This is a genomic window from Halobellus sp. Atlit-38R, from assembly GCF_003665925.1.
Lineage (GTDB): Archaea > Halobacteriota > Halobacteria > Halobacteriales > Haloferacaceae > Haloquadratum > Haloquadratum inordinatus.
Window position 1 is genome coordinate 1 of the sequence record NZ_QXIJ01000108.1, and the last position, 637, is coordinate 637.

The window sequence follows — 637 nt, forward strand, 5'->3', positions numbered from 1 at the left end:
AGTCCCGCGCCGACGACCGCGCCGCCGAACTTCACGTAGTCGCGCCGGGTCGGCGCCCGACGCTGGCTTCGTTCGTCTGCCATACTTTTAGGCTAACCTAAAAATTGAAAAGGATTCTGATCCGTCGATTCCCGGCGGAGCGCCGTTCGCCGGCGACCCGGGATCGACCGTGTCGCTCGCGAGCTTACTCGTCGCCGCCGTCGGCCCGCGCGACGCGCCCGCTCGGGCGCTCGCGGTCGTCGTGCCGGGCGCGGAGCGGTTCGATCCGAGGCCCTCGCGGCGTCCGGTCGACCGCGGCGTCGATCTCGAACACCTCGGCGAGCAGGTCCTCGGTGACGACCTCCTCCGGCGTGCCGCGGGCGCGGATCGCGCCGTCCTTGAGCGCGACCACGCGGTCGGCGACCCGCGCCGCCTGCTCGATGTCGTGGAGGACGACGACCACGGTGACCTCGCTCTCGTCCCGGAGCGTCTCGATGATCTCCATTACCTCCATCTGGTGGTGGAGGTCGAGGAACGTCGTCGGCTCGTCTAAGAGGAGCACGTCCGTGTCCTGCGCGAGCACCATCGCGATCCACGCGAGCTCTTTCTGCCCCCCGCTGAGGCTGCCGACCTCGCGGTCCCTGAGGTGACCGCAGCC

1 protein-coding gene is annotated in these 637 nt (G+C 69.7%); it reads right to left on the reverse strand.

The window, feature by feature from the left end; all coding sequences use genetic code 11:
• Positions 1 to 184: 184 nt before the first annotated feature.
• On the reverse strand, positions 185 to 637 hold a 453-nt coding region (locus D3D02_RS18360), incomplete at its 5' end, for an ABC transporter ATP-binding protein (protein ID WP_147435717.1).